This window comes from Actinoplanes sp. GCM10030250, assembly GCF_042666575.1.
Classification (GTDB): Bacteria; Actinomycetota; Actinomycetes; order Mycobacteriales; family Micromonosporaceae; genus Actinoplanes.
This window is the reverse complement of record NZ_JBHTDO010000009.1, coordinates 1-7,806: the sequence shown is the minus strand read 5'-3', so window position 1 is coordinate 7,806 and position 7,806 is coordinate 1. Positions and strand designations below refer to the sequence as shown.

Here is a 7,806-nt window from a genome sequence, read left to right as displayed (position 1 = left end):
GCCACCCGGCAACCGCCGAAGCAATCAACGCTGAGCAATCGAATACCGACGGCACATTGCGCCGATCGGTCGATGGCACCTGGCCATTTTCAAGGAGCACCCCATGGTTACCCGCAGATCCGCAATCGCCACCGCATTCGCCGGCGTCCTCGCCGCGTCCCTGCTGTCCGCATGCGGCGGCTCCGACAGCGCCGCCGCCGCCGGTGAGCAGGTCAAAGAGCTGCGCTACCAGGGCTCGGTAGGCGCCGTCACCCCCGCCGAGCTAGCCGATTCACTCGGTTATCTGGGCGACGTGAAACTCAAATGGATCGGCAACACGATCAGCGGCCCACAGGACATCCAGGCCGCAACCACCGGCGACATCGATTTCGGCGGCGCCTTCAACGGCGCGATCGTCAAGCTGAAGGCCTCCCGCGCACCGATCACCGCCGTCGTCGGCTATTACGGGTCCGACAAGGACAGCTACATCGGCTATTTCGTTGCCGACAACAGTCCGATCAAGACCGCCAGAGACCTGATAGGCAAGAAGATCGGCGTCAATACCCTGGGCGCGCATTCCGAGGCGGTCATCAAGACCTACCTGACCCGCAACGGGCTCACCCCCGAGGAGATCAAGCAGGTCGAGCTGGTCGTGGTGCCGCCGGTCAACACCGAGCAGTCGCTGCGCCAGGGCCAGATCGACGTCGGCGCGCTCAGCGGCGTCCTGCGCGACAAGGCGCTCGAACGCGGCGGCATCCGGCCGTTGTTCACCGACTTCGAGCTGCTCGGCGCGTTCACCGGCGGCAGCTACGTGCTGCGCAACGACTTCCTCAAGAAGAACCCGGACACAGCGCGCACCTTCATCACCGGTGTGGCCAAGGCGATCGAGTGGTCCAAGACCGAGCCGCGCGAAACCGTCATCGCGAAGTTCACCGAGATCATCAAGAGCCGCGCCCGTAACGAGGACACCAGCGCTCTCAAGTTCTGGAAGAGCTACGGCGTGACCAGCAAGGGCGGCGTCATCGCGGACAGCGACTTCAGCGTCTGGATCGACTGGCTGAACAGCACCGGCGAGCTGAAGAAGGACGACCTCAAGCCGGCCGACCTCTACTCCAACGACTACAACGGGGTGACTCAGTGATCTCCTTCGAGAACATCACCAAGTCCTTCACCGCCCGGGGGACGACGGTAACCGCCCTGCAGAACATCAATCTCGAGGTACGCACGGGCGAGTTCCTCGTCATCGTCGGCCCCAGCGGCTGCGGCAAATCCACACTGCTCGACCTGCTCGGCGGCCTGGCCGAGCCCACCAGCGGCCGGATCCTGGTCGACGGCAAGCCGGTCACCGGTCCCGGCCTGGACCGCGGCATCGTCTTCCAGCAATATGCGCTGCTGCCGTGGCGGACCGCGCAGGGCAACGTCGAGTTCGGTCTCGAGGCCAAAAACGTGCCGCGCAGGCAACGGGCCGGGCGTGCCCGCGAATACCTCGAACTGGTCGGCCTGCACGGCTTCCAGGACCGCTACCCGCACGAGCTCTCCGGCGGCATGAAACAGCGGGTGGCGATCGCCCGCAGCCTCGCCTTCGACCCGGACGTGCTGCTGATGGACGAGCCGTTCGCCGCCCTCGACGCGCAGACCCGCGACGGCCTGCAGGACGAGCTGCTGCGGATCTGGGAGAAGACCGGCAAGACGGTCGTCTTCATCACCCACGGCATCGAGGAGGCCGTCTACCTCGGCCAGCGGGTGGCGGTGATGACGTCCCGGCCCGGCCGGATCAAGGAGATCGTCGACATCCCGCTCACCGCCCGCTCGGCCACCGAGGACCTGCGGTCGGATCCGCAGTTCGCCCACTACCGCCACGAGATCTGGACGCTGCTGCGCGACGAGGTCAACCGCGCCCGCAGCGAGGAGCTGGAGGGCACCCATGTCTAGCGTCACCACCGCACGCGCGCTTCCGGCGCGCCGGCCGCTCGGTATCCCGGTGCGCCGTGCCGCCCGCTTCACCGGCGCGGTGCTCACCCGGACCGCCGCGATCGCCGCGCTCGCCGTGATCTGGGAGGTGTTCCCGCGGCTCGGTGTTGTCGACGCGGTGTTCCTGCCGCCGCTGTCCGAGGTGCTCTCCGCCTGGTGGGACCTGCTGGTCTCCGGCGAGCTGTGGAGCCACACCGCGGCGAGCCTGGGCCGGTCGGCGGCCGGGTTCGGGCTGGCGGTGCTGATCGCGGTGCCGCTCGGGCTGCTGATCGGCTGGTACACGCCGGTGGCGAACCTGCTCAACCCGCTGCTCGAGGTGTTCCGCAACACCGCGGCGCTCGCCATCCTGCCGGTCTTCGTGCTGATCCTCGGCCTGGGTGAGACGTCCAAGGTCGCGATCATCCTGTACGGCTGCACGTGGCCGATCCTGCTCAACACGGTCAGCGGCGTACGCACCGTCGACCCCCTGCTGATCAAGTCGGCCCGCTCGCTCGGGCTGGGGCCGGTCCGGCTCTTCCAGAAGGTGGTGCTGCCGGCGGCCGTACCGACGATCTTCACCGGCATCCGCCTGGCCGGCGCCGCCTCGATCCTGATCCTGATCGCCGCCGAGATGGTCGGCGCGAAGGCGGGCCTCGGATACCTCATCAACTACGCCCAGTACAACTTCGCCGTCGCCGACATGTACGCCGGGATCATCACGATCTCCGCCATCGGCCTCGTCGTCAACCAGCTCCTGATCGCCACCGAGCGTCGCTTCTCGACGTGGCGCACCAACTAGAAGGGATTTCCGACATGAGCATCGACGTCACCCGCATCGGCGGCCGCATCGGCGCCGAGATCACCGGTGTCGACCTGAAGCAGGAGATCGACGAGGGCGCCGCCAAGGAGATCCACGGCGCCCTGGTCGAGCACAAGGTGCTCGTCTTCCGCGGCCAGCATCTCGACGACGCGCAGCACCAGCGTTTCGCGTCGCTCTTCGGCGAGCTGACCCTGGCGCACCCGACCGTCCCGTCCGTCGACGGTCAGGCCAGCGTCCTCGAGGTCGCCGGCGGTGAGGGCGCCCGCGCCAACGCCTGGCACACCGACGTCACGTTCGTCGTCGCCCCGCCCAAGGCCACCACGCTGCGCAGCCTGGTCATCCCGCCGTACGGCGGCGACACCCTCTTCTCCAACACCGCTGCCGCCTACAGCGACCTGCCGGAGCACCTGCGCCTGCTCGCCGACCGGGCCTGGGCCGAGCACTCCAACGCCTACGACTACGCCGAGCACCCGCAGTTCCGCTCGAAGGAGGTCGACGAGTACCACAAGGTCTTCGTCTCCACCCGTTACCGCACGGCGCACCCGGTGGTCCGCGTCAACCCGGACTCGGGTAAGCCGAACCTGTTCATCGGCAACTTCGTCACCGGCATCCTCGGCCTGTCCAAGACCGAGTCCCGGGACATCCTGCGGCTGCTGCAGCACTACGTCACCCGGCCGGAGAACACGCTGCGCCACAAGTGGCAGGTCGGCGACATCGTGGTCTGGGACAACCGGAGCACCCAGCACTACGCCGCCGACGACTACGGCGACCTGGCCCGCAAGCTGCACCGCGTCACCGTCGCCGGCGACGTGCCGGTCAGCCTCGACGGCACCAAGAGCTACATCCTCGAGGGCGACGAGGCCACCCACTACACCCCGCAGGTGCAGTGATGAGCCGTCCCGGTCACCTGCACCTCAACGCGTTCCTGATGAGCGTCGGCCACCACGAGGCGGCCTGGCGTCTCCCGGAGAGCAACCCGCGTGCCGACCTCGACGTCGAGCACTTCAAGAGGCTCGCGCAGATCGCCGAACGGGGCAGACTCGACTCGGTCTTCCTCGCCGACGGCCCGGTCCTCTGGGACCAGGTGGGGCGCCGCCCGTCCGGGGTGCTCGAACCGACTGTGCTGCTCACCGCGCTGGCCGGGGCGACGTCGCACATCGGGCTGATCGCCACCGCGTCGACGACGTACAACGAGCCGTACAACCTGGCCCGCCGGTTCGCCTCGCTGGACATCGTCAGCGGGGGCCGGGCCGGCTGGAACATCGTCACCACCGCCGGGCTGGACGCGGCCCGCAACTTCAACCTCGACCACCTGCCGGCGCACAAGGAACGTTACGAGCGTGCCGCCGAGTTCGTGGACGTGTCGCTGAAGCTCTGGGACTCCTGGGACGACGAGGTCATCGTCGCCGACAAGGACACCGGGGTGTGGGGCGACGACCGGAAGATCTACCCGCCGGAGCACCGGGGCCGGTTCTACTCGGTGGCCGGGGCGCTCAACGTGCCGCGGTCCGCGCAGGGGCGCCCGGTGCTGGTCCAGGCCGGATCGTCGGAGAACGGCCGCAACTTCGCCGCGAAGTACGCCGAGGCCGTCTTCACCGCGCACCAGACGCTCGCCGACGCACAGGAGTTCTACGACGACCTGAAGCGCCGGACCGCCGAGCACGGCCGCGACCCCGACCACATCAAGATCCTGCCGGGCATCGTGCCGATCATCGGCGCGACACCGGCCGAGGCGCGCGACATCGAACGCGAGCTGGAGCGGCTCATCCGTCCCGAATACGCCCTGGCCCAGCTGGCCGGTCTGCTCGGGGTGGACGCCGGCGTTCTCCATCTCGACGAGCAACTGCCCGCCGACCTGCCGGAGGAGGAGCAGATCGAGGGCGCCAAGAGCCGCCGCACCCTGGTCGTCAACCTCGGCCGCCGCGAGAACCTCACCGTCCGCGAGCTGATCGGCCGGCTCGGCGGCGGTCGCGGCCACCTCACCTTCACCGGCACCGCCGTGCAGGTCGCCGACAAGATCGAGGCCTGGTACGAGGCGGGCGCCGCCGACGGCTTCAACATCATGCCGCCGGTGTTGCCGTCCGGGCTCGCCGCGTTCGTCGACCAGGTGGTACCGATCCTCCAGGAGCGCGGCCGGTTCCGCACCGAGTACAGCGGCCGTACCCTGCGGGAGCACTACGGCCTGCCCCGGCCGGCCAACCGTAATACGGTCGCCGACCGCGAAGCCGTGGTCCAGCATTCGTGACACGACCGCCATCAAGCCCCGGTGGCGGCGCTGAAACCGCCGCCGGGGTGGGCGCTTCGGCCGTACCCCCATGGTTTGTGAAACAAGCTGGAGCCCCACATGGCCGAGATTGATCGGCGCGCCCCCGCCATCCTGGGTGGCCTCTGCCTGGCCACCGCCGCCTACTCGGTGTTGCAGTCGCTGGTGGTGCCCGCCCTCGGGGTGTTCCAGCGCGAGCTGGGCACCACCCCCGCCGGTGCCGCCTGGCTGCTGACCGCCTTCCTGCTCAGCGCCTCCATCTCCACACCGATCCTGGGCCGCCTCGCCGACGTCCACGGCAAGCGCCGCGTCCTTCTCGCAGCTCTGACCGCGATGAGCATCGGCGCCCTCACCTCCGCGGCAGCCGACACGCTGCCGGTCATGGTCGCCGGCCGGGTCATCCAGGGTATCGGCGGCGCTGTCTTCCCGCTCTGCTTCGCCCTGGTCCGTGATCACCTACCGGCGCTGCGCCGCCCCCGCGCGTTCGTCACGATCTCCACCGTGATGAGCGTCGGCGGCGCCGCCGGAACCATCACAGCCGGGCCGATCCTCGAGATTCTGTCGTCCCGCTGGCTGTTTCTGATCCCTGCGATCGTCTCCGCCCTGGCGATGATCCCGGTGCTCCTGCTGCTGCCGCCCGGCAGGCGCGCGTCGCGAAATGCCAAGGTCGACTGGTCCGGCGCCGCCCTCCTCGCCACCTGGCTGGGCCTGCTCCTGCTCGCCATCAGCACCGGCTCCATCTATCCCGTCCCGGCTGCGGTCCTGCTCGCCGTGCTCTGGTGGCGAGCCCAGCGCCGGGCCGAGCAACCCCTTGTCGATCTGCGCACCCTCGCCCTGCCCACGGTCCGCGCCACCAACGCCGCGACGTTCCTCCTCGGCTTCGGCATGTTCGGCTCGTGGATGGTCATCCCGCTGATGGTCGCCGACCGCTTCGCCGCCGGTCCGACCGTCGTCGGCCTGGTGATGCTGCCGACCGCCGTGGGGAACCTGCTGGTCATGCCGGTGCACCGGCGCCTCACCGCCCGGCAGGGGCCGCGTGCCGCTCTGGCTGTGGGCATCGCGGCGGCCGGGCTGTCCTATCTGGGGCTGGCGATCTGGCACGACAGCCTGCCGCAGATCTGCATCGGCATCCTGGTCATGGGCGCCGGCATCGGGCTGGCCTTCGCGGCGGTGGGCGCGCTCGTGGTCGAGGCCGTTCCGAGCGAGCAGACCGGGGTGTCGGCTGCGGTCAACACCGTCATGCGTACGGTCGGCGGCAGCCTGGGATCCGCGGTGGGCGGAGCTGTCCTGACCTGGTCCAGCGGAAACTCGCCCTACGTGACAGTGCTGCTGTTGTACGCGGCCGCCCTCGCCGGAGCCCTGCTCTGCGCGATCCAGGTCCCGCGCCCCGACCTCACGGCTACGCCTCTTACGCCTACGCCTCTTACGCCTCCGCCTCTTACGTCTCTGCCGGAACCTCTTACGTCTCTGCCGGAACCGACTGCCTCCGCGCCTCCGCCACATCCGACATCAGCTGATCCCACCGCTCGTCCGCCCGGAACCGCGCCAGCGGCACCGACGCCTTGACCGCCCACGCCGACGTGTACTCCCACCACGCCGCCACCCGCACCGGCCACAGGCCCACCCGGATCGCCCCCGCCATGAAACAGCGGTGCGCCAGCAGCGTCGCCGCCAGCATCTCCGGGTCCAGCTCCACATCCGGGTCGTCGACCGCGCGCCCCAGCATCCGCACGTCCCGGTGCATCTCCGAATACGACACCAGGCCCGGCATGGCCGGCACCAGCAGCTCGTCCTCCGGATCCACCATGTCGTCCGCGTAGGCGGGCGTGAACACCACGTCGTCCACCGTCACGATCAACGGCAGCACCTCACGCTTGCGCTTCAGGTCGATCTGCACGGCGGGCGCCCCGGTCGGCACCGCCACCTCGTAGGCCTCGATCACATCCCGGAAGGCGATCCGGACCGTGTCACCGATCGCCGGGACGTGCACCGTGACCAGCCCCGGCCCGTAGGTCACCTCGGTGCCCGGTACCTCACTCACGAGGTCGGCGAGCTCATCAGTCCGCATGCGCTGGTTATATCCCCCCACCGCCAATGCGATGCCCGCGGTCCCTCCACCCGCAACCGTCCCTGCCGAGGCCTGGGTGGTTCCCTCACCCTTACTACTTTTCTTGTACGACACACGAAGAGTCCCGCCGTGCCACGCGATCACCTGCCGGGTCGGGGCCGCGGCGCGCCCGCCGGGCTGAAGTGGGTGGTTGCGCCTTTCCCTTCCCCTGGCTTCCTCCCCGCTTCCCCTCACCCGCTTCTTCACCTGCGCTCTTTCACTCGCCGGGTGGATGTGACCCGGGTCGCCGCGGACCCGACTTGGCACGGCAGGAGGGGGCGGGTAGTGTTGTCCGAGCCGCCAGGGAGACGGGCGAGCGTGCGAGACCCGCGAGGGGCTCGGGCCGGCCGTCCTGACGGAAACCCTTCTCTTGATCACGCGATCGTGAATCGCGAGGTTTTGTGGGGTGCCTGGACAGTTTTCGGGTCGGGGAATTCGGGTTGCGAAACCTGAATTTGACGAGACGGAAACGGCGGGTAAAGTAGAGCGAGTGCCCCGGAGGGCGGGCCGCGAAATGCGGATCGTTTGATGGTGTGTGGTTGTTCTTTGAGAACTCAACAGGGTGCTTGATAAGCCAGTGCCATTTATGGCAATACCCCGGCCTGTCTTCGGATGGGTTAGGGATTCCTTTGGCAACATTTTGTTTGTTGTCAGGAGCGCTTTTCCAAAGGTTTTTATTGGAGAGTT

General features: G+C 68.6%; 7 protein-coding genes. 6 read left to right on the top strand and 1 reads right to left on the bottom strand.

Translation table 11 applies throughout. From position 1 onward, the window contains the following. The first annotated feature begins 103 nt into the window (after nucleotides 1–103). From ACFQV6_RS14175 to ACFQV6_RS14150, 6 genes are all read left to right on the top strand, one after another. Nucleotides 104–1,120, top strand: a complete 1,017-nt coding sequence (locus tag ACFQV6_RS14175) for an ABC transporter substrate-binding protein (protein WP_378027914.1) — start codon at nucleotides 104–106, stop codon at nucleotides 1,118–1,120. Continuing rightward, a complete protein-coding gene (locus tag ACFQV6_RS14170; protein ID WP_378027913.1) occupies nucleotides 1,117–1,911 on the top strand; it encodes an ABC transporter ATP-binding protein in 795 nt (264 codons plus the stop codon). The genes ACFQV6_RS14175 and ACFQV6_RS14170 overlap by 4 nt, the downstream gene beginning before the upstream one ends. After that, nucleotides 1,904–2,728 (top strand): ABC transporter permease, encoded by an 825-nt coding sequence (locus ACFQV6_RS14165; protein ID WP_378027912.1) that lies wholly within the window; start codon nucleotides 1,904–1,906, stop codon nucleotides 2,726–2,728. The genes ACFQV6_RS14170 and ACFQV6_RS14165 overlap by 8 nt, the downstream gene beginning before the upstream one ends. Nucleotides 2,729–2,742: 14 nt before the next feature. After that, on the top strand, nucleotides 2,743–3,639 hold the full coding sequence (locus ACFQV6_RS14160) for a TauD/TfdA dioxygenase family protein (RefSeq protein WP_378027911.1): 897 nt from the start codon (nucleotides 2,743–2,745) through the stop codon (nucleotides 3,637–3,639). Further along, complete coding sequence (locus tag ACFQV6_RS14155) at nucleotides 3,639–4,994, top strand: LLM class flavin-dependent oxidoreductase (RefSeq protein WP_378027910.1); 1,356 nt, start codon at nucleotides 3,639–3,641, stop codon at nucleotides 4,992–4,994. Before ACFQV6_RS14160 ends, ACFQV6_RS14155 begins: the two co-directional genes overlap by 1 nt. A gap of 99 nt (nucleotides 4,995–5,093) precedes the next feature. Next, nucleotides 5,094–6,578, top strand: a complete 1,485-nt coding sequence (locus ACFQV6_RS14150) for an MFS transporter (protein ID WP_378027909.1) — start codon at nucleotides 5,094–5,096, stop codon at nucleotides 6,576–6,578. Here the strand turns inward: ACFQV6_RS14150 and ACFQV6_RS14145 are convergent. Beyond that, the gene (locus ACFQV6_RS14145) at nucleotides 6,472–7,080 is read right to left on the bottom strand and encodes a hypothetical protein (RefSeq protein ID WP_378027908.1); all 609 of its coding nucleotides are present in this window, start codon (nucleotides 7,078–7,080) and stop codon (nucleotides 6,472–6,474) included. The genes ACFQV6_RS14150 and ACFQV6_RS14145 overlap by 107 nt on opposite strands. Nucleotides 7,081–7,806: the final 726 nt, after the last annotated feature.

Coding starts and splice junctions, on each gene's coding strand:
- ACFQV6_RS14175 (WP_378027914.1), top strand. CDS start 104: ATGGTTACCCGCAGATCCGCAATCGCCACCGCATTCGCCGGCGTCCTC.
- ACFQV6_RS14165 (WP_378027912.1), top strand. CDS start 1,904: ATGTCTAGCGTCACCACCGCACGCGCGCTTCCGGCGCGCCGGCCGCTC.
- ACFQV6_RS14160 (WP_378027911.1), top strand. CDS start 2,743: ATGAGCATCGACGTCACCCGCATCGGCGGCCGCATCGGCGCCGAGATC.
- ACFQV6_RS14155 (WP_378027910.1), top strand. CDS start 3,639: ATGAGCCGTCCCGGTCACCTGCACCTCAACGCGTTCCTGATGAGCGTC.
- ACFQV6_RS14150 (WP_378027909.1), top strand. CDS start 5,094: ATGGCCGAGATTGATCGGCGCGCCCCCGCCATCCTGGGTGGCCTCTGC.
- ACFQV6_RS14145 (WP_378027908.1), bottom strand. CDS start 7,080: ATGCGGACTGATGAGCTCGCCGACCTCGTGAGTGAGGTACCGGGCACC.